This window comes from Staphylococcus sp. HL28, assembly GCF_021117155.1.
GTDB classification, from domain to species: Bacteria; Bacillota; Bacilli; order Staphylococcales; family Staphylococcaceae; genus Staphylococcus; species Staphylococcus warneri.
On the sequence record NZ_CP088218.1, the window covers coordinates 2,347,620 to 2,370,732 of the forward strand.

Below are 23,113 nucleotides of genomic sequence, written 5' to 3' on the forward strand. Positions count from 1 at the left end.
CGTCGCAAAACATAAATTTTGATTAAGTCTTCGATCGATTAGTATTCGTCAGCTCCACGTGTCACCACGCTTCCACCTCGAACCTATTAACCTCATCATCTTTGAGGGATCTTATAACCGAAGTTGGGAAATCTCATCTTGAGGGGGGCTTCATGCTTAGATGCTTTCAGCACTTATCCCGTCCATACATAGCTACCCAGCTATGCCGTTGGCACGACAACTGGTACACCAGAGGTATGTCCATCCCGGTCCTCTCGTACTAAGGACAGCTCCTCTCAAATTTCCTACGCCCACGACGGATAGGGACCGAACTGTCTCACGACGTTCTGAACCCAGCTCGCGTACCGCTTTAATGGGCGAACAGCCCAACCCTTGGGACCGACTACAGCCCCAGGATGCGATGAGCCGACATCGAGGTGCCAAACCTCCCCGTCGATGTGAACTCTTGGGGGAGATAAGCCTGTTATCCCCGGGGTAGCTTTTATCCGTTGAGCGATGGCCCTTCCATGCGGAACCACCGGATCACTAAGTCCGTCTTTCGACCCTGCTCGACTTGTAAGTCTCGCAGTCAAGCTCCCTTATGCCTTTACACTCTATGAATGATTTCCAACCATTCTGAGGGAACCTTTGAGCGCCTCCGTTACCTTTTAGGAGGCGACCGCCCCAGTCAAACTGCCCACCTGACACTGTCTCCCACCACGATAAGTGGTGCGGGTTAGAAAGCCAACACAGCTAGGGTAGTATCCCACCAATGCCTCCACGTAAGCTAGCGCTCACGTTTCAAAGGCTCCTACCTATCCTGTACAAGCTGTGCCGAATTTCAATATCAGGCTACAGTAAAGCTCCACGGGGTCTTTCCGTCCTGTCGCGGGTAACCTGCATCTTCACAGGTACTATGATTTCACCGAGTCTCTCGTTGAGACAGTGCCCAAATCGTTACGCCTTTCGTGCGGGTCGGAACTTACCCGACAAGGAATTTCGCTACCTTAGGACCGTTATAGTTACGGCCGCCGTTTACTGGGGCTTCGATTCGTAGCTTCGCAGAAGCTAACTACTCCTCTTAACCTTCCAGCACCGGGCAGGCGTCAGCCCCTATACATCACCTTACGGTTTAGCAGAGACCTGTGTTTTTGATAAACAGTCGCTTGGGCCTATTCACTGCGGCTCTTCTGGGCGTTAACCCTAAAGAGCACCCCTTCTCCCGAAGTTACGGGGTCATTTTGCCGAGTTCCTTAACGAGAGTTCGCTCGCTCACCTTAGAATTCTCATCTTGACTACCTGTGTCGGTTTGCGGTACGGGCACCTGTTATCTATCTAGAGGCTTTTCTTGGCAGTGTGAAATCAACGACTCGAGGAAACAATTTCCTCTCCCCATCACAGCTTGACCTTATGAGTGCCGGATTTGCCTAACACTCAGTCTTACTGCTTGGACGTGCAATCCAATAGCACGCTTCGCCTATCCTACTGCGTCCCCCCATCGATTAAAACGATACTAGGTGGTACAGGAATATCAACCTGTTATCCATCGCCTACGCCTGTCGGCCTCAGCTTAGGACCCGACTAACCCAGAGCGGACGAGCCTTCCTCTGGAAACCTTAGTCAATCGGTGGACGGGATTCTCACCCGTCTTTCGCTACTCACACCGGCATTCTCACTTCTAAGCGCTCCACATGTCCTTGCGATCATGCTTCGACGCCCTTAGAACGCTCTCCTACCATTGTCCTACGGACAATCCACAGCTTCGGTAATATGTTTAGCCCCGGTACATTTTCGGCGCAGTGTCACTCGACTAGTGAGCTATTACGCACTCTTTAAATGATGGCTGCTTCTAAGCCAACATCCTAGTTGTCTGGGCAACGCCACATCCTTTTCCACTTAACATATATTTTGGGACCTTAGCTGGTGGTCTGGGCTGTTTCCCTTTCGAACACGGACCTTATCACCCATGTTCTGACTCCCAAGTTAAATTGATTGGCATTCGGAGTTTGTCTGAATTCGGTAACCCGAGAAGGGCCCCTCGTCCAAACAGTGCTCTACCTCCAATAATCATCACTTGAGGCTAGCCCTAAAGCTATTTCGGAGAGAACCAGCTATCTCCAAGTTCGATTGGAATTTCTCCGCTACCCTCAGTTCATCCGCTCACTTTTCAACGTAAGTCGGTTCGGTCCTCCATTCAGTGTTACCTGAACTTCAACCTGACCAAGGGTAGATCACCTGGTTTCGGGTCTACGACCAAATACTAAACGCCCTATTCAGACTCGCTTTCGCTACGGCTCCACATTAGCTGCTTAACCTTGCATCAAATCGTAACTCGCCGGTTCATTCTACAAAAGGCACGCCATCACCCATTAACGGGCTCTGACTACTTGTAAGCACACGGTTTCAAGTTCTCTTTCACTCCCCTTCCGGGGTACTTTTCACCTTTCCCTCACGGTACTGGTTCACTATCGGTCACTAGAGAGTATTTAGCCTTAGGAGATGGTCCTCCCAGATTCCGACGGAATTTCACGTGCTCCGTCGTACTCAGGATCCACTCAAGAGAGTATATATTTTCGACTACAGGATTATTACCTTCTTTGATTCAACTTTCCAGATGATTCGTCTAATATATACTTTTGTAACTCCGTATAGAGTGTCCTACAACCCCAACAAGCAAGCTTGTTGGTTTGGGCTCTTCCCGTTTCGCTCGCCGCTACTCAGGGAATCGATTTTTCTTTCTCTTCCTCCGGGTACTAAGATGTTTCAGTTCTCCGGGTCTGCCTTCTGATATGCTATGTATTCACATATCGATAACATGACATAACTCATGCTGGGTTTCCCCATTCGGAAATCTCTGGATCAACGCTTACTTACAGCTCCCCAAAGCATATCGTCGTTAGTAACGTCCTTCATCGGCTTCTAGTGCCAAGGCATCCACCGTGCGCCCTTAATAACTTAATCTATGTTTCCATCCTACAGGAAACGCGTTATTAATCTTGTGAGTGTTCTTTCGAACACTAGCGATTATTTCTTATGAATTCAAGCTTTAAAACTCTAATTCACTCGGTTTTGCTTGGTAAAATCTATTTTACTTACTTATCTAGTTTTCAATGTACAAGTTCTATTTCCAGTCAAGCGTTTGCATACTGCTTTGTTATCATTACTTTAAATACTCATTTACTCTAGTAAACTCCGCTTTAAAGTAACTCAACGCATTGTCTGCGAATCGCTTTCTTTGAAAAAGAAGATATGTTGAATGTTATATAAACATTCAAAACTGAATACAATATGTCAATGTTATTCCTTCATCTTCTACGAAGATGTTCCGAATATATCCTTAGAAAGGAGGTGATCCAGCCGCACCTTCCGATACGGCTACCTTGTTACGACTTCACCCCAATCATTTGTCCCACCTTCGACGGCTAGCTCCATAAATGGTTACTCCACCGGCTTCGGGTGTTACAAACTCTCGTGGTGTGACGGGCGGTGTGTACAAGACCCGGGAACGTATTCACCGTAGCATGCTGATCTACGATTACTAGCGATTCCAGCTTCATGTAGTCGAGTTGCAGACTACAATCCGAACTGAGAACAACTTTATGGGATTTGCTTGACCTCGCGGTTTAGCTGCCCTTTGTATTGTCCATTGTAGCACGTGTGTAGCCCAAATCATAAGGGGCATGATGATTTGACGTCATCCCCACCTTCCTCCGGTTTGTCACCGGCAGTCAACTTAGAGTGCCCAACTTAATGATGGCAACTAAGCTTAAGGGTTGCGCTCGTTGCGGGACTTAACCCAACATCTCACGACACGAGCTGACGACAACCATGCACCACCTGTCACTTTGTCCCCCGAAGGGGAAGACTCTATCTCTAGAGCGGTCAAAGGATGTCAAGATTTGGTAAGGTTCTTCGCGTTGCTTCGAATTAAACCACATGCTCCACCGCTTGTGCGGGTCCCCGTCAATTCCTTTGAGTTTCAACCTTGCGGTCGTACTCCCCAGGCGGAGTGCTTAATGCGTTAGCTGCAGCACTAAGGGGCGGAAACCCCCTAACACTTAGCACTCATCGTTTACGGCGTGGACTACCAGGGTATCTAATCCTGTTTGATCCCCACGCTTTCGCACATCAGCGTCAGTTACAGACCAGAAAGTCGCCTTCGCCACTGGTGTTCCTCCATATCTCTGCGCATTTCACCGCTACACATGGAATTCCACTTTCCTCTTCTGCACTCAAGTTTTCCAGTTTCCAATGACCCTCCACGGTTGAGCCGTGGGCTTTCACATCAGACTTAAAAAACCGCCTACGCGCGCTTTACGCCCAATAATTCCGGATAACGCTTGCCACCTACGTATTACCGCGGCTGCTGGCACGTAGTTAGCCGTGGCTTTCTGATCAGGTACCGTCAAGATGTGCACAGTTACTTACACATTTGTTCTTCCCTGATAACAGAGTTTTACGATCCGAAGACCTTCATCACTCACGCGGCGTTGCTCCGTCAGGCTTTCGCCCATTGCGGAAGATTCCCTACTGCTGCCTCCCGTAGGAGTCTGGACCGTGTCTCAGTTCCAGTGTGGCCGATCACCCTCTCAGGTCGGCTACGTATCGTTGCCTTGGTAAGCCGTTACCTTACCAACTAGCTAATACGGCGCGGATCCATCTATAAGTGACAGCAAAGCCGCCTTTCACTATTGAACCATGCGGTTCAATATGTTATCCGGTATTAGCTCCGGTTTCCCGAAGTTATCCCAGTCTTATAGGTAGGTTATCCACGTGTTACTCACCCGTCCGCCGCTAACGTCAAAGGAGCAAGCTCCTTATCTGTTCGCTCGACTTGCATGTATTAGGCACGCCGCCAGCGTTCATCCTGAGCCAGGATCAAACTCTCCATAAAAAATTATGATGTTTGATTAGCTCATAAAACTAAATTAATTGTTGTAACTTTCGTTACATTATTGGAATTAACGTTGACATATTGTCATTCAGTTTTCAATGTTCATTTCTTTTACCGACAAGAATTAATTATACGCCTTATAAACTCGAAAGTCAATAACTTTTTATAAATAATTTTTGAAGTGATTTGTGTTGTTTGCGTTTTGTTTCGCTCAACAAATATATACTATACAGACATTCAAAACTTTTAACAACAGTAAAATTTACACTTTCTTAACCGTCTAAATCTCTTGGCATCACTAATTTCGTATAATATAATGATGTCTATTATAAAAGTTCGGTTTTGAAATAACAACCCTTTGATTTTCATCGTAATATACTTCTTCTTCTCACCTATAACCAAACTTTAACTTTTTGACATTTTATTAAAGAAAATAAAAAGCACTGACACATTATGTATCAGTGCTCATTGCTACATTTCGGTTCTACCTGCTATCGCTTTAGATAACGTTACTTCATCTGCATATTCTAAATCTCCACCAACAGATAATCCTTGTGCTAAACGAGTTACTTTAATGCCTATTGGTTTGACGAGACGAGAAATATACATTGCTGTTGATTCACCTTCAAGATTTGGGTTCATAGCGAGTATTAACTCTTTAACTTCATCATTTTTCAAGCGTTCAACCAATGCTGGTATATTAATGTCCTCAGGGCCTATACCATCCATAGGTGATATCGAGCCATGTAGAACATGGTATAAACCTTTAAACTCTCTCATTTTTTCCATTGCAATAACATCTTTATCATCTTCAACGACGCAAATCACCGAGCGATCTCTTTGTTTATCTTCGCAAATATAACAAGGATCTTTTTCAGTTATATGTCCGCACACACTACAATAGGTAAGTTCACGCTTTACATCTACGAGTGCTTTCGCAAATTGAACTACGTCATCTTCTTTCATATCTAATGTGTGAAATGCCAGACGTTGAGCGGTCTTAGGACCAATGCCTGGCAATTTCATAAAACTATCTATAAGTTTGGATATAGGTTCTGGATAATGCATGTTATCACATTCCAGGGATATTTAAGCCTTGAGTATGTTTACCTAAACGTTCTTGTGTTAACTTGTCAGCTTTGTTCATCGCTTCATTAGTAGCTGCTAATACTAAATCTTGTAACATTTCAACGTCATCTGGATCTACTGCATCTTCTTTGATTTGTACATCTACTACTTCTTTATGTCCAGTAACAGTTACAGTAACCATACCGCCACCAGCTGTACCTTCTACACGTTCTTCTTTTAATTTTTCCTGTTCTTGTTCCATTTTCTTTTGCATTTTTTGCATTTGTTTCATCATTTGTTGCATATTTCCGCCACCGCGCATAATCTATTTCCTCCTTGTAATTCCTTTAATTCTTTAAATAATAACTTTGTTTATATTATACATACGAATATTAGCCTTGTCATGTGTAGCTAATCATCTATCATATGTACTGTTTCTTCTCCGAATAAATCTTTTGCCTTTTGTGCCACATCTTCTTGTTCTGGCTCAGTTTCTATTTTTTCCGCTTCATTATGTTGATCATGTTTTCTGTTTTGAAGATATTCTGCTCTTACACGTAACCATTGATCTGAAGGAACACCTACTACTTTGACTGTTTTATTAACGATATTGCAAACTACACTTTCTATATTATTACGTTTTTCATCGTCTTTATTAACGATTTCACAGTGTATCTCTTCTTCAAATTTCACTAACACATGGTCTTCGCTTGCCGCTACTGGTTCTGAATTTTGAAGTAAGCTTACTAAAGACTTTTTATCATTGTTTTTAGCATGATCAATGACTTCTTGCCAATGATCTTTGAGTAGTTTGATATCATCTTTATTAGCTTTATCTAGAACTTTAGCAATTTGTTGCATAGAAAATGCATTTTTTGAGCGTTGCTGACTTCTGACTGGTTTTTTCGGTGATTGTGTTTGTCCTGACGTAGCTATACCTTGAGATTTTAGTACTTTCAATTCCTGCTCTAATTGTTCCATACGTTGTAATAAAACATCATTGTTAGGTTCTGTAGCAACTTGCGTCGTAGCAACATTTTGCACTGTTTCTGGTTTAGCTTTAATCATTTCAGCTAATTTTACCAACAACACTTCGAAATGAACGCTTTGATTCACACTAAAGCGTATAGATACTAATGTGTCATTGATAATATCGATCATGCGATATAGGGTGTCCAAGTCAAAATGAAGAAGTGCGTCATATTCAACGTCTTGATTAGATGTTTTATTCATAATTGTATCTCTGACGAAATAAATCATATCATTTATTAAACGATTGACTTCTTTTCCTTCAGTAACAAACTGATGATATCTCGTAAATGATGCCTTGACATCTCCTTTAACTACATCTTTAAACAATTCATTTAAAGACGCTTCATCCACGCTACCCGTAACATTTAACGCATCTTGCAATGTTAAATGTTCATCTCCAAAAGCAATAGCTTGGTCCATAATACTCAGCGCATCTCGCATACCACCTTCAGAGGCCTTAGCAATAAATTCTAGCGCCTCATCATCGTAAGGTAATGACTGTGAATCAGCTACGTATTTCAAACGTTCGACAATTTGTTCTAAACTGATAGCTTTAAAATCAAATCTTTGCGTTCTTGAAATAATAGTTGGTGGAATTTTATGCGGTTCAGTCGTAGCTAATATGAAAATTGCGTGTGCTGGTGGTTCTTCTAATGTTTTTAATAACGCGTTAAAAGCACCTGTCGTTAACATATGAACTTCATCAATAATATAAACCTTATATTCAGATTCACTTGGTGCGTATTTAACTTTATCTCTAATATTTCTGATCTCGTCAACACCGTTGTTACTCGCAGCATCTATTTCAATCACATCAGAATTAGTTCCTTGAGTGATACCTTTACAAATCGCACACTCGTTACATGGTTCTCCATCTGTACTATTTGTACAATTAATAGCTTTAGCAAACACCTTAGCAATACTTGTTTTTCCTGTTCCTCTAGGGCCACTAAATATATAGGCATGGGATTGTTTCCCTTTAGATATCGCATTTCGCAAAGTTTTAGTTACATGTTCTTGTCCAACGACATCATCAAAACTTTGAGGACGATACATACGATATAACGCTTGATAATTCACCTTAGCACCTCCGTTTGCAATTACTCTCTATTATATCATTTGTGCTAGCCTGTTCATCAATAAAAATTCTTTAACGCATAATACTTGGATATTTTACTTGTCCACTTGGTTGATCTGTTAAATTATCCCATAGAAACTTCACTAATAAAGGCTGTGTGACATCTTCATCCTTAGAATATAAATCATATTCATTTGCTACTTGATATCCTAATTGAGTAAAGTACGATGTTTCTCGATCAACTATAATTGTAGTATACCCTTCTGACTTCGCACGTTCTTCAACAGCTTGGACTAGTGCTTTACCTAACCCTTGATTTCTTAATTCCTTTTTTACTGATAATGAAGCAACTGTCAAAGCGGTATATGTTTTCTCTTCTGAAATCACACTGACTTCGACAAGCATGATATGTCCAATCACTTCATTTTGCTCGTTCTTCGCTATAACCTCTAGCTCATAATTATAGTCATCTGACTTTCTTAATGTTTTAACAAGCGCTTTTTCCTGCCAACTTGCTTCCGGCTGTTCATCGTAATTTGCTTCAATACTATTTAACGATTCTTCATAGTCCACTTCTGTTAAGGTACTCAAATAGATTTGCATCTTTACACCACCATATATGTCATTAACTATTTCGTTTGTTTTATCGTTATAACTTTATCAAATTATGTCACATTTATCTATTTATAAAAAAAGAGAGCGACTCATCACATAAGTCGCTCAAATCTATATTCGATATTATTATTTATCAATTTAAAAACCGTGCACCTTTGTATCGAACGTATATCACAAACGTTACCGAAGTCGTTAGCTAAATCTCGGCTACCCTACGGCACATATGAGAGTCCACTTAATGCTGCTTCCGTCAGGACCTGACATGATTCATGGGTTCATATTGCATAGGACCGAAATCTTCAAACACTACGTGCTTCGGGCAGACTTCACAAAAATACGCCCTCAACAAAGGAATTAAGTCTCGCATAAAGCGGATTTCGAGTACAGGGAACCGCTACCTCCCCACCTAGCACGGTAAGATTTATAATACTATAATTCCTATTATGTTTGCAAGCTTAAAATCTTACAACTATGAATATCTATCCTAAATTCGTTCCGCTTCGCCTCTATTGTAATAAATTCTCTCGGCGTCTTGAAAACTCCTTAAATTTAAATTCAGTCGCAAGATGTTTAGATATATTATACTGAAACTGCGTCGTATCCTTTAAATATACTGTACTTCGCACTGTCGCCGTATAAGGAGGTTTTATATCACCAAACATCTCATAGTCTAATTTTGAAAATGGTTCAAAGGTAATAGATTTACTTGAATAACTAATATCTAACGCTAAATCATTTTCTAAGTAGTCATATATAGATTGCTTGGCAACGCTAGCAGTAATAGATTTAACTACAGATTTCAAGAAAAAATCTTCATCTAATATTTTCACCTTGCCTTGAATAGAACGCGTACGAATAACATGAATCAATCTTTCATCAGCTTTTAATCCTAATGCTAACCTCACTCTTTCATAATCGCCCGCTCTAACTTCTTCATTAACAATAAGTTCGGTTTGGTGTTTCAAACCTAATTGATTTTGTACCTCTTTGAAACTAATCAACTCTGAAAACGGAAATTCAGTGATACCTTGGTATATAACAACAGACCCTTTTCCTCTAATCTTTTGAATCATGCCATCATTCGCTAACAACTCAAGTGCCTTACGAACCGTTTCTCTAGATGTTCCATAAGTAGTTACCAATTCATTCTCTGACGGTATTTGATCACCATATTGGTATTGTTCTGATAAAATTTGATTTTTTAACTGTTCATAAATGGAAATGAATTTCTTTTGAGCCATGTTGAGATCCTCTTTTTACATAAAATTACTTCGCAGTTTCAACTACAATTGCACCAAATCCTGACATTTGACGTTGTTCTAATGTACCATTTTGAATAATCACATTACCTGAGACATTTAAATCTTCAGGTAGCGTTACAGTTTCTTTAGAAAAATTAGCTATAATCAGCCAAATTTGGTTGTGATAATGACGACGATATACAAATAATTGTTCGTGTTCCATATACATTGGTTCAATATTACCATAAGTTATTATATCGTGATGATGTCTTAACGAAATCAATGTTTTATATGTGTGTAAAATAGACTCAGAATCTTTCATTGCTTGTTCCACATTAATATATTGATAGTTCTGAGGAATATCGATCCAAGGTTCACCAGTTGTAAAACCTGCATGATTCGATGCATTCCATTGCATTGGTGTACGGGAATTATCACGTGATTTTTGATCTAATATTTCTAGAATTTCTTGCTCTTTATATCCTTGATTTTTCAAATAATCATATGCATTTAATGATTCTACATCTCTATATGCGTCTATCGAATTGAAATGAGGGTTAGTCATACCAATTTCTTCCCCTTGATAGATATATGGCGTTCCTTGTAACATGTGTAGCGCAATGGCTAATGTCTTAGCACTTGCTTGACGTAAAGATTCCGTATTATCATCCCCGAATCGTGAAACTACACGTGGTTGATCGTGATTGCACCAGAATATCGCATTCCAACCACCACCTTCATATATGCCTAATTGCCAATCCATCAATATCTTTTTAAGTTGTTGGAAATCCATACTACCTTTAGCCCATTTTTCACCGTTAGGATAATCTACCTTTAAGTGATGGAAATTAAATACACTGCTCAATTCTTTTCTTTCTGGATTAGAATATTTAATACAGTGATCAATGGTAGTAGATGACATTTCACCGACTGTCATCATATGCTTATCACCAAATGTATGTTGGTTCAATTCATGTAGATACTCGTGCACTTTTGGTCCATCCGTATAAAACTCTTTTCCGATTTTGTCGGAGTCTTTAAATTCACCTTTGGAAATAAGATTAATTACATCAAATCGGAAACCGTCCACACCGAAATCAATCCAATAATTGACAATCTGATATAAGGCTTGTCTAACGTCTGGATTATCCCAATTTAAATCTGCTTGAGTAACATCAAATAAGTGCAAATAATATTCATCACTCTTTTCATCATATTGCCATGCATTTCCTCCGAATTTGGATTCCCAATTTGTGGGTGGCCCATCTTCAGAATGTCTAAAGAAATAATAATCTCGATAAGGACTATCTTTTGATTGAATGGCTTCCTTAAACCATTGATGTTCTGTTGATGTATGGTTAATCACAATATCCATCATCACTTTAATATCTCGTTGATGTGCTTCTTTCACTAAAATTTTAAAATCTTCTAAAGTACCAAATCGTTCATTAATAGTTAGATAATCACTAATGTCATAACCATTATCGTTCATAGGTGATTCATAAATAGGCGTTAACCATATATAATCTACACCTAAAAATTGCAAATAATCTAGTTTCTCAATAATACCTCTTAAATCACCTTCACCATTGCCCGTCGTATCATTAAATGATTTGGGATATATTTGATAAACAACTGATTTTCTCCAGTCTTGTTCACTCATTGTTAAACCACCTTTATGTATTGTATGAAAATAAAAAGCGCTCAGAGGTTTATCAACTTGAACGCTTTACTTTTTTATGAATTAGATGTGTCGACCATCTTTTTAGCTTTTTGATTACTAAATCTTGAAAATACTATTGTTAATACAGCTGGGACAACTGTCGCTATTAATGTAGCTGGAAGATAAATCCACCAAAATTCACTTTTGATTGAGATAAATGCAGGCCAACCACCTACACCAACACTACCTAATACTTTGTGAGCACCGATGAAAGCACCTAGTACACTTGAAGTCAGAATAGCTGCAACAAATGGATATTTCAATGGCAAGTTCACACCGAATAAAGCTGGTTCAGTTACACCTAACACACCTGAAATGCCTGAAGTAAATGCAAGGCCCTCTTCTTTAACCATTTTCTTACGTTTATAGACAATCCATGCACCAAATGCCGCTGAACCTTGACAAATATTTGAAATCGCTAGAATTGGCCATAAATATGTACCGCCTAAACTACTACCCATTAATTGGAAATCAACAGCTAAGAACATGTGATGTAAACCTGTAATTACCAGTGGTGCATATAATAAACCATATAACGCGCCACCTAACCAGCCTGCATGTTCAAATACATAAGTCACACCATTTGTAATACCTGTACCTAATATTAAAGCAATAGGTCCTATAACTATAAATGCTAGGAAACCAGTAATCAATAATGCTACTGGACCAACGACGAGCATCTTAATAGAATCATGTACCACTTTGTTTAGTGCTTTCTCTAATTGAGCTAATACATATGTTGCTAATAGGACTGGTAAAACTTGTCCTTGATAATTAAGTTGCTTAATTTCTAAGCCGAATAAATTCCAAGTTGGTATATGGCCTTTACCTATATCATATTGTGATACAAGTTGTGGATGCATCAAGATAAGCCCTAATACCAATCCTAAAATTGGACTTCCTCCAAATACACGCATACTACTCCAACCAATTAATGCAGGTAAGAAAATGAAAGCAGTACTTGCGATGACATTAATAATATTTGAAATATCCGCAATTTGTGGGTACATTTCTATTAATTTTTTAGGTCCAAATAGACCTTCCATAGTTAAAATGTTATTAATCCCCATTAATAACCCAGCTGTTACAATCGCTGGTAAGATTGGTATAAATATATCCCCCAATAATTTAATCAATCTTTGAATTGGATTCCCTTTTTTAGCTGCAGCTTGTTTAGCGTCGTCTTTAGAAGCTTCTTCTGTCCCTGTCTCTGTTACAAATTGTTTATAAACTTCATCTACCGTTCCCGGACCAATAACAATTTGATACTGATGATCTGCTTTAAATTGTCCTTTTACTAATGGATTATCGCTTAGCGCATCTTTGTCTACTTTATTATCATCTTTTAATACTAACCGTAATCTTGTTACACAGTGTGTTGCCGTATCAAGGTTATCTTTTCCCCCAATTGCATCTACAATGGCTTTTACATCTTGTTTTTTTACAGCCATAGCCTTCACTCCTTTGTTTTCTTACTCAGAGTATAACTTGTCTAGACAAGTTATGTAAAGGCTTTCAAGTAAATTGCTTTAATATTTCAGTTAAAAGACACAAATGAGTCACTTTTCAATTTGGGACTACTGCTTCATTAAGCTTATAGAACTATCAATATGACAGTGTTCAGCTCCGTCTTAACGTAGTAATATAAAGAGAGGCATTTTCAAAAGGCAAATAAAAAAGGCAAATACTCATCATATAATGAATACTTGCCTTTTATATCTATTAGTCTTGGATTTAAAATTCTAATGGCGGAGGAAGAGGGATTCGAACCCCCGCGGCCCGTTAAGGCCCTGTCGGTTTTCAAGACCGATCCCTTCAGCCGGACTTGGGTATTCCTCCATTGAACACAATAATAATCATATAATAGTGTTCATTAAAAGTCAATTCTTTTTTTACACTAGAATTTCTTGGTTTAAATACGTTTCAACTGCGTCAGCTACGGCTCTTCCTTCTTTAATAGCCCATACAACAAGACTAGGTCCTCTGCGTGCATCTCCAGCAGCAAAAATCTTCGAATGATTCGTTCTAAAGTCTTTGTCATTTGCCACAATTTTATTTCGTTCCGTTTTAATACCAAATGATTGTGGAATGGTGATTTCCGTTCCTACAAAGCCAATGGAAAGTATAACTAAATCCGCTGGCCAAAATCGCTCTGGTCCATCTTCCATCACCGTACCGTCTTCAGTCTCTCTTAATATTTGTGTATAAAGTCCCCTCACTTTTCCAGAATCGTCCACATCATACCTCATTGTTTGAACACCGTATGCGCGTGGCTCTTTACCAAATTTCACTTCACATTCTTTATGTGCATAATCCATTTTGAATACTGGTAAGGCAAGTGGCCATGACGTATTAGTTTCAAAAGTGATTTCTTCAGGAAGTTTCGTAAACTTATTGAACTGTACAATGGATTTACAATTTTCACGCAATGCTGTTGCCACACAATCTGCACCAGTATCACCTGCACCAATGATAATGACATTCTTATCTTTAGCTGTAATCGTTACTTCATCAATTTCACCAGTTAGAAACCGTGTTTGCTCTGTTAAATAATCCATTGCAAAATGAATGCCATAACCCATACGTCCTTCTAATGGTAAGTCTCTAGCATTTTGTGAACCGGTGCATAAAATAATAGCATCATAGGCTGCTTCTAAGTCTTCACGACTGATATCGACGCCAATTTCAATGCCAGTTTTAAACTGAACACCCGCTTCCTTCATTAATTTAATACGCCGTCTTACCACATCTTTATCTAATTTCATGTTAGGAATACCATACATCAATAAGCCACCAGGTTCTTTAGCTCGTTCATATACCGTGACTTTATAGCCTCTATGATTAAGTTCATCAGCTGCTGTCAACCCAGCTGGTCCACTTCCTACGATGGCAACGCTTTTCCCTTTATCCGCTTCAGGATATTTTGGCTTAACCCATCCATTTTCATATGCTTCATCAATAATCGTACGCTCAATACCTTTAATCGCTACAGAATTTCGATTAATTTTCATTACACATGATTGTTCACATGGTGCTGGACATACACGTCCCGTAAATTCTGGAAAGTTGTTTGTTTCACTCAGTCTATCGTAGGCTGCTTTAAAATCGCCTCGATAAACTAAATCATTCCATTCTGGAATATAGTTACCTATGGGGCATCCTATCGTTTCAAAACCATAGGATAATCCACTTTGACAAAAAGGTGTGCCGCAGTCCATACATCTTGCCCCTTGAGTAGATGCATCTTCCTTAGTAAAGCGTTGTTGAAATGCGTGATGATTTGAAAGACGATCAATCAAAGACAATTCCGATAATGCTTGCTTTTCATATTTCATAAACCCTTTAAATTCGCCCATGATAATCCCTCTTTCTTAATAAACCACAGCTGGTTTTAATGTCTCGTCAACACTTAAACTGTTATCATAAAATGCCGCTAACATAGCATCGTCTTTTTTATTGTGTTGACGTAATTGAATATCAATTTTTTGCATCATTAATTTATAATCTTTCGGTATCACTTTGACAACTAGATTTTCAATTTCATCGAAATGTTGCAATATATCTTGTGCTTTTGAGCTATGTGTATATTTCACATGACTTTCAAGCATCTTTTTAATAAATTGCTTTTCTTCGTCATACATAACTTCACTAAATTCCAAAGTATTAAGTGCATGTTGTGTCTTAAATTGATTGATATCACTTGGAAATACATAACTTACGCCACCACTCATACCTTGACCGAAGTTCTTTCCTACATCGCCAAGTATTAATACATGACCACCTGTCATATATTCAAGTCCATGATCACCAATACCTTCAACTACAACATCTGCACCACTATTTCTAATACAGAAACGTTCTCCTGCTTTACCATTAATAAAAGCTTTACCTTTTGATGCACCATAGAAGCATACATTTCCTGCTATGATTTCATTTTCGCGTAATGTATTAGGTGCCTGTACAATGACTGTGCCCCCTGACAAACCTTTACCGACATAGTCATTGGCGTCCCCATTATGATGTATCGTTAATCCTTTTGGCGCAAAAGCAGCCAAACTTTGACCAGCATGTCCATCCGTATGAACATAAATAGTATCTTCTGGCAATCCTTTTTCCCCATATTGTTTAGCAATCGCACTACCAGTAATCACGCCAACATCACGTTGAACGTTCTTAATGGTATAACTTCCCGAAAATGCATGACCTGCCGCTATACTTTGTTTGGCATCTGGATATAGATAATTCAAATCAAATCCTTCATCTAAATGATGGTTCTGTGCTATTTCTTTAGTATTAACACCCTCCGCTTTATTGATTAATCGTTCGATTTCAACAGAAGCTGCTTTTGTTCCTGGCTTAATATGAGAGGAACGTTGTAATAAGTCTGTTCGTCCTACTAATTCTTCAACTGTTCTCAATCCTAATGATGCAAGTATTTCACGTAATTCTTCTGCAATAAAATACATAAAATGTACAACATGTTGTGCTTTTCCTTTAAATAAAGCACGTAAATCTTTGTTTTGAGTTGCAACGCCTACTGGACATGTATCATTATGACAAACTCGCATCATGACACATCCCAACACCACTAAAGGTGCTGTTGCAAATCCAAATTCTTCCGCTCCAAGCGCACATGCGTACGCTACATCTTTACCAGTGAGCAATTTACCATCTGTTTCTAACTTTACTCGACTTCGTAAATCGTTTAATTTCAAAGTTTGATGCGTTTCTGCCAAACCTATTTCCCAAGGCACACCCGCATGTTGAATACTAGTTTTAGGCGAAGCACCTGTTCCGCCGTCATAGCCACTAATGACAATTTTATCTGCAAACGCTTTTGCTACCCCTGATGCAATGGTTCCCACACCTGTTTTTGACACTAATTTAACAGCAATGTCCGCTTCTTTATTCGCATTTTTCAAATCATGAATCAATTGTGCTAAGTCTTCAATAGAATATATATCATGATGTGGTGGTGGTGAAATGAGACCAATACCTGGCGTAGAACCTCTTGTTTCGGCAATCCATGGATATACTTTAGAACCAGGTAATTGACCACCCTCGCCAGGCTTAGCACCTTGTGCTACTTTAATTTGTATTTCCTTTGCATGTTGTAAATAGTCACTCGTTACACCAAATCTTCCAGAGGCAACTTGTTTAATTGCACTAATTTTATTACTACCGTCTTTCTGAGGTTGATAGCGCAAAGGATCTTCTCCTCCTTCACCGCTATTACTTTTACCTCCTAGACTGTTCATTGCTTGCGCCAATGTTTCATGTGCTTCAGCTGATATAGATCCATAACTCATTGCACCTGTGTTAAAACGTTTAACGATTTCAGAAGCAGGCTCAACTTTTGATATATCAATAGGTTTACAAGTCTTGAATTCTAATAAATGACGAATAAAATCTTGTCGCTGTTGATTAACCGTATTGGAATATTGTTTGAATAAATCATAGTCATTGTCGCGACAAGCATGCTGTAATAAGAAAATAGTTTTAGGATTATAAGCGTGATGTTGTCCTTGTTGTCTCCATTGGAAAGTACTACCAGACGCTAAATAATCTGAATGCGATTCTTGTCTTGCTTTATTTTCTTCATCAATTTGTTGAATGCTAATACCAGAAATTTTAGATTGTGTTCCTGTAAAATATTGATCAATAACAGTCTGTGATATTCCAACAGCTTCAAATATTTGTGCGCCTTGATAACTTTGAACTGTTGAAATTCCCATTTTAGCCATTACTTTAATAACACCTTCTGATAACACATTTGTATACGTTTCGACATTAGATGTTACTGTGCCATGTAATTTGCCATCATTTGTGAGTTGTTCAACCGTTCGTTGAGCTAAATATGGAACGATAGCATTTGCCCCATAACCTAATAAACATGCTACATGATGTACTTCACGTGTCTCGCCAGATTTTGCCACTAAACTTGTTTCCATACGCAAACCTTCCCGTATTAAACATTGATGAACATGACTCATTGCTAATAGTATTGGCATGGCGAATCCTGATTCAGTCGCTAATAAACTATCGTCTAATACAATAATTTCCGAACCATTTTTGACATGCTGTATCACTTTATCAGATAAACGATTCAAGCTAGCTTCTAAATCATCATGATATATAGTTGAAACATAAGTCGTTTTAAACATCTCTGTATCAATAGCTTCTAATTGGGCTTCTGTTAATACAGGCCTTTTAAGTTGAACACGATGCAGTACTGTTTTATCAGGTTTCAAAAGATTACCTTCGCCACCTAAATAAGACATTTCACTTGTGACAATTTTTTCTCTGTAAGCATCAATAGGTGGATTAGTAACTTGTGCAAATAACTGCTTAAAATAATTAAATAAGCTTTCAGGTCTTTCATTTAAAACTGCAATAGGCGCGTCGTATCCCATAGCACCAATAGGATCTTTCTTCTGCAAAACTAAATCAACGATATACTTATTCATTTCTTCTTTTGTATACGCAAATTGACGTTGTAGTTTAAATAGAGCCTTAGCATCATATTCATTTGGGCAGTATGTCACACTATCAATATTAGCTTCATATTTTTCTGTTTTTAGCCACTCTGCATACGGATGTTCACTAGCAATTTCATATTTCAATTCATTATTTTCAACGACCTTATTCTTATTAAAATCGACTAATAATAATTTTCCAGGATTTAGTTGCCCTTTAAACGCAACCTCTGATTCATCAACATCTATTACGCCGACTTCAGAAGAGAAGACAATAAAATTATCTTTCGTAATAGTATATCTACCTGGACGTAAACCATTACGGTCTGTTAATGCACCAATCTTATCCCCATTACAAAATGAAATCATTGTAGGCCCATCCCAAGGTTCCATTAAGTAACTATAGAATTCATAAAACGAACGTACATCTTTGTTATTCGATTTGTTATAAAGCCATGGCTCTGGTATTAATAGCATTGCAGCTTTTTCCGGTTCCATTGCCAAAGATAAAAACTCTAATGCATTATCAACGATAGATGAATCACTACCATCTTCATCGACAATACGATGTATCTTATGTTGATCTTCACCAAAAAGTGTATGAACTAATTTATTTTGACGTGCACGCATCCAATTAACATTACCTTTAATTGTATTAATCTCACCATTATGCATAAGTAGACGATTAGGGTGCGCACGTTTCCAACTTGGAAATGTATTAGTACTAAATCTTGAATGTACTAGACCAAGTTTTGATTGATAGGCTTCGTGTGTTAAATCTAAATATAACCCTTTAATTTGATCAGAACGTAGCCATCCTTTATAGACAATGGTCTTGTGAGATAAGCTTGTAAAATATAATTCCATCCCTTTTTGTTCAGCGTAATATTCTATTTGTTTTCTAGCTAAATAAAGTTGTTTATTTATATCTTTAGCTTGACGAATATCGATAAACACTTGTTGAATAAAAGGCATAGTATCAGCTACATGTTGTGCTACTGCCTCTTTATTGACAGGTACATCTCGATAACCTATGACACTAAGGCCTTCACTTTCAAAATATTGATTCAACACCGCTTCATGTTTACTTCCAATCACACGTGCTTTAGAGAAAAATAGTCCTACTGCATATTCACCTTCATTAGGTAGTGGTAAATCATGCAACTGTTCAAAGAATTTAAAGGGAATTTCAGTCATGATACCTGCACCATCACCAGTCATTCCATCAGCACCGATACCACCTCTATGATCTAATCTACATAACATTTCTAATGATTTTTCAATGACGTCGTGTGATCTAATGTTATCCATATTAGCGTAAAAACCAATACCACAAGCATCATGTTCCTCACGATAATCGTATAATCCCTTTTTTAGCATCTCATTGTACATGAGGCACACTCCCTTTTAGAATTTTCTGACAATTAATATATAGTAATCATTAATATAATGTAATTGTTTCATCTGTTCAATATATAAATTAGATGATATTTATCTAAAAATTAGAACAATTAATGACTAAACTGTTATAATAAGTGTTAAAAGTAATGCTTGACGGACATAGAAGTAGCTAAAAGCGAGGATTGAAATGATGGAGATTAAACAACTTAAATATTTTGTAGAAGTAGCAAAACGAGAGCATATTTCTGAAGCTGCATTAGAATTAAATATTGCCCAATCCGCCATAAGTCGTCAAATGACTCAATTAGAAAAAGAATTAAATGTGACCTTGTTTAAAAGACAAGGTCGAAATATCTTATTAACATCTGAAGGCAAACAACTATTAACTGAAGCCACTAAAATATTGGATCAATTAGAGCAAACGGTACAATTATTTCAACATCAACAGACATTAAGTAATCAGAATATCTTTTTATCCTATAGTGATAACGAAGCCTCTCATAAATTAGGCCGTCTCATTCAAATCTTTGAAGAACAGTCAGAGAGTCAAGTTGTTCCTAATTTGAGTCAAGACAATGAAATATTGGATGATGTATTAAAAGGAGAAATAGATATAGGTATCATTGAACTAACTGATGAAATTAAGCAACACTCTGAATTAAATATGACACCCTTATTCGAGGAACATTATCATTTATATACGAACAAGAGAGACCCTATCGCCTTAACACTGCAACCCCAGTTATCTCAACTACATTTGCAAAATGTCTTTTGTTTAACGGTTTTACCAAACTCAATTAAAGAAAAATTGCCTGCCGACATACGTACGATATCAGATAAACAATTAGCTCAATATCTTTTAAAAAAGGAAAGAGGTGTCTTGATTACACCTCAAAATATTTCGTTAGATAGTCATTCACATGAGTGGATTAAAATACCTCTTAGCCATACTGAAATAAAACGTACAATTTGTGTAATTTCTAAAAAGGGAAATCATAAACCTGATTTACCTGTCGCTTTACATACAATTCAAGTATTGTTTAATAAAACATCTACGTACCATTAAATATAAATTCAGTGGTAAGCAATTAGGTCAATGATTGGAATAACGGTAATCAAAAGGACCACTTCTGTTTATTTTTGAAATCTAAATTAATTAAGCGTATAATCATTCTATTATTTCACAGAGAATTGAGGTTTATTGAATGCAATTCAATACTTTTTTCAAAAATAAATTTTATTGGATCATTATGGTATTTATCGTCATATTTTTAGGTTTATTTATATTCACTTTTTTTAATGAAAAATATTATCAAATGCCTATAGGTAAAATAACAGATGTTCAAAGATTGAGCACACAACATGTGACTGACGATCAACATAATAAGGATATCAAATATAAAGACCGACTTACCGTTAAGATTTTAAACGGTAAATTTGAAGGTAAATCAACAACAATCACGAACGAGTTTGTTAAATCACAAGCTGATTCAGAACGTTTTACTAAAAACGATAAAGTTTTATTACATATTTCTAAAAAGCCGAGCGACGCCGATATCATTGAGAAAAAGCGCGATGGTTTAGTCGTTCTTATTACAGGCGTTTTCTTCATCACGATATTAATTGTAGGTAGACAAGTAGGCTTACAATCTATACTTTCACTCGTCTTGAATTCAATCGCAGTTATAGGCGCTATTTATATTCATAATCAAATGACAAATACAAGTTTATTTGCATTGATGGTTATGGCAATGGTTGTTTCAACGACATTGACCCTATTACTTGTGACAGGTTGGCGAATGAGAACATTGATTACTATTGTTGCCACACTTGTAGGTACGTTCCTTTGTATAGGTATCGCTGAGTTAGTTATACGCTTCACTCATGGCAATGGTATTAAATATGAAACAATGAGTTTTTTAACCCTACCTCCAAAAGATGTGTTTTTAGCTTCGGTATTGATTGGGTCACTTGGTGCTGTTATGGATGTAGCCATCACTATCGCAAGTGGGATGAACGAAATATTGCAACGAGCACCTCAAATCAGCATGAGAAGATGGGCATTAGCAGGTAGACATATTGGCCAAGATATAATGGGAACAATGACAAACATCTTATTATTCTCATATTTATCTGGTAGCTTACCTATGTTTCTCATATATTTAAAAAATGCTAACACCATCACGTATACCATTTCCATGAATTGGTCATTAGAAGTTGCTCGAGCATTGATAGGTGGTATCGGAATTGTTTTAACGATCCCTATCACTATCGGTTTAATGGAATTATGGCTTAAAATGCGAGGTGAAAATCGATGAGTGCAATAACAATATTAGGCATGATATTACTAGTGCTAATGATTATTTTCGGAGGTAAAAAAGGGCTCGTGTCATTTGCGACATTATTTTTAAACTTCATCATTTTAGTCATTAGTATTTTAATGATTATTTTTGGTGTACCGATATATATTACAACTATTATATTCTGTATTGTTGTCGCAGCTTGTAATCTTTTCGTATTAAATGGGTATGATGTTAAAACACAAGCCGCATTTATAGGAACAGTTATAACAACACTTATATTAATTCTAGCTATATATATTTCGGTGAACGTGGGTCATTTACAAGGCTTCGCGACAGAACAACAAGATGAAACATATGTATACTCAATGAATATCGGTATCGATATGGTTCAATTCATGATATTTACTATTGTTCTTTCTGTTATCGCTGCTGTTATTGACTTAGCTATCACCATCAGTTCACCAATGTATGAATTAAATGATACCAACCCAAATTTAAGTCAACATCAATTATTTCAATCAGGTATGCGAGTAGGTAGAGAAATTCTTGCAACATCTGCAAATACTATATATTTAGCTTATTTCGGTGGGCAATTGACATTATTCTTTTGGTTCTTCAAATTAAATTATTCATTTGGTCATATTATCAACTCGAAAATCTTTGCCCAAGAATTTATTTCAATTCTATTTGGAGGTATTGCGGTTGCTATTAGCATCCCAATCACAGCTTGGGTAACTGCGTTTTTAATCAAAAGAAAATCAACTGTTCTCAAATAAAATGAAGCAGCATATAGGAAGCATATTACCAACTTCCTACGTGCTGCTTTTTATAATGGATATGACATTACATACACAGGCTTCCCTATCATCGTAGACTTACCTATATGATGATATCCAGCTTGTTCATATAAATGGATAGCTCTTGGATTATCGATGTTAACGGTCAGTACAATTTCATTAATATGTGGATAAGCATCCTTTATATAAGTATTCAGTTGATGGATGACACGTTTTCCTACACCTTTACCTCTGTAACGTGCATCAACAGTAAATGATCTAAAGAAAATCGCTTTTGGATTAGTAGAATATGGCGCTGGTCCATCTCCTTCATGTAAAGTGAAAAACGCGACACACTCTTCCCCTTCCATAACTAATGTTGGATGTCTATTTTCATTCGCTTTTGCGGATTCCAAGTTTTCCAACGGTGTTTTTGTAAAGCATGCATCTTCTTCAGAGAGTTGTATTGATTGAATAGCTTCCAAAAATTGTGGTTGATATATTTTAATTTCCATATTATCTCCTTT

13 protein-coding genes, 1 tRNA gene, 2 rRNA genes and 1 other RNA gene are annotated in these 23,113 nt (G+C 37.6%); 3 read left to right on the top strand and 14 right to left on the bottom strand.

Features of this window, described 5'->3' with window-relative positions:
• Nucleotides 1-18: 18 nt before the first annotated feature.
• From LPC11_RS11505 to gltB, 13 genes are all read right to left on the bottom strand, one after another.
• Nucleotides 19-2,940, bottom strand: a 23S ribosomal RNA gene (locus LPC11_RS11505).
• 380 nt (nucleotides 2,941-3,320) lie between these two features.
• A 16S ribosomal RNA gene (locus tag LPC11_RS11510) occupies nucleotides 3,321-4,873 on the bottom strand.
• Together the 16S and 23S rRNA genes form the textbook arrangement of a ribosomal RNA operon.
• 471 nt (nucleotides 4,874-5,344) lie before the next feature.
• Nucleotides 5,345-5,941 (bottom strand): recombination mediator RecR, encoded by a 597-nt coding sequence (gene recR, locus LPC11_RS11515; RefSeq protein ID WP_002466890.1) that lies wholly within the window; start codon nucleotides 5,939-5,941, stop codon nucleotides 5,345-5,347.
• 4 nt (nucleotides 5,942-5,945) lie between these two features.
• A complete protein-coding gene (locus LPC11_RS11520; protein ID WP_017638322.1) occupies nucleotides 5,946-6,263 on the bottom strand; it encodes a YbaB/EbfC family nucleoid-associated protein in 318 nt (105 codons plus the stop codon).
• Nucleotides 6,264-6,352: 89 nt separating this feature from the next.
• The gene (gene dnaX / locus LPC11_RS11525) at nucleotides 6,353-8,053 is read right to left on the bottom strand and encodes a DNA polymerase III subunit gamma/tau (protein WP_041613826.1); all 1,701 of its coding nucleotides are present in this window, start codon (nucleotides 8,051-8,053) and stop codon (nucleotides 6,353-6,355) included.
• A 70-nt stretch (nucleotides 8,054-8,123) separates the two neighbouring features.
• Nucleotides 8,124-8,654 carry a GNAT family N-acetyltransferase gene (locus tag LPC11_RS11530; protein ID WP_023374598.1) on the bottom strand — a complete coding sequence of 177 codons (531 nt, stop codon included), beginning with the start codon at nucleotides 8,652-8,654 and terminating at the stop codon, nucleotides 8,124-8,126.
• A gap of 157 nt (nucleotides 8,655-8,811) precedes the next feature.
• Nucleotides 8,812-9,081, bottom strand: an RNA gene (gene ffs / locus LPC11_RS11535) — signal recognition particle sRNA large type.
• Nucleotides 9,082-9,172: 91 nt separating this feature from the next.
• The gene (gene treR, locus LPC11_RS11540; protein WP_023374597.1) at nucleotides 9,173-9,907 is read right to left on the bottom strand and encodes a trehalose operon repressor; all 735 of its coding nucleotides are present in this window, start codon (nucleotides 9,905-9,907) and stop codon (nucleotides 9,173-9,175) included.
• A gap of 25 nt (nucleotides 9,908-9,932) precedes the next feature.
• Complete coding sequence (gene treC / locus LPC11_RS11545) at nucleotides 9,933-11,570, bottom strand: alpha,alpha-phosphotrehalase (protein WP_023374596.1); 1,638 nt, start codon at nucleotides 11,568-11,570, stop codon at nucleotides 9,933-9,935.
• A gap of 74 nt (nucleotides 11,571-11,644) precedes the next feature.
• Nucleotides 11,645-13,081, bottom strand: a complete 1,437-nt coding sequence (treP, locus tag LPC11_RS11550) for a PTS system trehalose-specific EIIBC component (RefSeq protein WP_023374595.1) — start codon at nucleotides 13,079-13,081, stop codon at nucleotides 11,645-11,647.
• Nucleotides 13,082-13,376: 295 nt separating this feature from the next.
• Nucleotides 13,377-13,469, bottom strand: a tRNA-Ser gene (locus LPC11_RS11555).
• A gap of 53 nt (nucleotides 13,470-13,522) precedes the next feature.
• Nucleotides 13,523-14,986, bottom strand: a complete 1,464-nt coding sequence (locus LPC11_RS11560; protein ID WP_041613824.1) for a glutamate synthase subunit beta — start codon at nucleotides 14,984-14,986, stop codon at nucleotides 13,523-13,525.
• A 15-nt stretch (nucleotides 14,987-15,001) separates the two neighbouring features.
• A complete protein-coding gene (gene gltB, locus LPC11_RS11565) occupies nucleotides 15,002-19,498 on the bottom strand; it encodes a glutamate synthase large subunit (RefSeq protein ID WP_107566443.1) in 4,497 nt (1,498 codons plus the stop codon).
• A gap of 199 nt (nucleotides 19,499-19,697) precedes the next feature.
• Between gltB and gltC the strand changes: the two genes are divergently transcribed.
• The 3 genes from gltC to LPC11_RS11580 all read left to right on the top strand — a co-directional run bounded on the left by gltC (nucleotide 19,698) and on the right by LPC11_RS11580 (nucleotide 22,586).
• Nucleotides 19,698-20,573: a glutamate biosynthesis transcriptional regulator GltC gene (gltC, locus tag LPC11_RS11570; RefSeq protein WP_023374593.1), complete on the top strand. Its 876-nt coding sequence runs from the start codon at nucleotides 19,698-19,700 to the stop codon at nucleotides 20,571-20,573.
• Nucleotides 20,574-20,712: 139 nt separating this feature from the next.
• Nucleotides 20,713-21,825, top strand: a complete 1,113-nt coding sequence (locus LPC11_RS11575) for a YibE/F family protein (RefSeq protein WP_023374592.1) — start codon at nucleotides 20,713-20,715, stop codon at nucleotides 21,823-21,825.
• The gene (locus tag LPC11_RS11580; protein ID WP_231307278.1) at nucleotides 21,822-22,586 is read left to right on the top strand and encodes a YibE/F family protein; all 765 of its coding nucleotides are present in this window, start codon (nucleotides 21,822-21,824) and stop codon (nucleotides 22,584-22,586) included. The genes LPC11_RS11575 and LPC11_RS11580 overlap by 4 nt, the downstream gene beginning before the upstream one ends.
• Nucleotides 22,587-22,636: 50 nt before the next feature.
• On the opposite strand, the gene LPC11_RS11585 is transcribed toward LPC11_RS11580, so the two are convergent.
• Nucleotides 22,637-23,101: a GNAT family N-acetyltransferase gene (locus tag LPC11_RS11585; protein WP_023374591.1), complete on the bottom strand. Its 465-nt coding sequence runs from the start codon at nucleotides 23,099-23,101 to the stop codon at nucleotides 22,637-22,639.
• Nucleotides 23,102-23,113: the final 12 nt, after the last annotated feature.

Coding starts and splice junctions, on each gene's coding strand:
- recR (WP_002466890.1), bottom strand. CDS start 5,941: ATGCATTATCCAGAACCTATATCCAAACTTATAGATAGTTTTATGAAA.
- LPC11_RS11520 (WP_017638322.1), bottom strand. CDS start 6,263: ATGCGCGGTGGCGGAAATATGCAACAAATGATGAAACAAATGCAAAAA.
- LPC11_RS11530 (WP_023374598.1), bottom strand. CDS start 8,654: ATGCAAATCTATTTGAGTACCTTAACAGAAGTGGACTATGAAGAATCG.
- treR (WP_023374597.1), bottom strand. CDS start 9,907: ATGGCTCAAAAGAAATTCATTTCCATTTATGAACAGTTAAAAAATCAA.
- treC (WP_023374596.1), bottom strand. CDS start 11,570: ATGAGTGAACAAGACTGGAGAAAATCAGTTGTTTATCAAATATATCCC.
- treP (WP_023374595.1), bottom strand. CDS start 13,081: ATGGCTGTAAAAAAACAAGATGTAAAAGCCATTGTAGATGCAATTGGG.
- LPC11_RS11560 (WP_041613824.1), bottom strand. CDS start 14,986: ATGGGCGAATTTAAAGGGTTTATGAAATATGAAAAGCAAGCATTATCG.
- gltB (WP_107566443.1), bottom strand. CDS start 19,498: ATGTACAATGAGATGCTAAAAAAGGGATTATACGATTATCGTGAGGAA.
- gltC (WP_023374593.1), top strand. CDS start 19,698: ATGGAGATTAAACAACTTAAATATTTTGTAGAAGTAGCAAAACGAGAG.
- LPC11_RS11575 (WP_023374592.1), top strand. CDS start 20,713: ATGCAATTCAATACTTTTTTCAAAAATAAATTTTATTGGATCATTATG.
- LPC11_RS11580 (WP_231307278.1), top strand. CDS start 21,822: ATGAGTGCAATAACAATATTAGGCATGATATTACTAGTGCTAATGATT.
- LPC11_RS11585 (WP_023374591.1), bottom strand. CDS start 23,101: ATGGAAATTAAAATATATCAACCACAATTTTTGGAAGCTATTCAATCA.